The 240-nt window shown below is 60.4% G+C and carries 1 protein-coding gene; it reads left to right on the top strand.

The window, feature by feature from the left end; translation table 11 throughout:
- On the top strand, positions 1-240 hold a 240-nt coding region (locus R0J88_RS23110), incomplete at both ends, for a protein-L-isoaspartate O-methyltransferase family protein (protein WP_410901331.1).

Raw genomic sequence — 240 nt, forward strand, 5'->3', positions numbered from 1 at the left:
GGTTTTGGGCAAACGCTTTCTCAGCCGCTCACGGTGGCGCGCATGACCGAACTAGTGCTGCGCGCAGCGCCTCGACGCGTGCTGGAAGTAGGCACCGGCTCAGGCTATCAAACGCTGATTTTGTCGCGACTGGTAGAAACGCTTTACTCCGTCGAGCGAATCTATACGCTGCACGAGCGAGCGGCTGAACGATTGTGGCGGCTTGATGCACTAGCGACGTTAGCCGTCGCGGATGGCGGC

This window comes from Pseudoalteromonas sp. SIMBA_162, assembly GCF_046535955.1.
Taxonomy (GTDB): domain Bacteria; phylum Pseudomonadota; class Gammaproteobacteria; order Enterobacterales; family Alteromonadaceae; genus Pseudoalteromonas; species Pseudoalteromonas marina.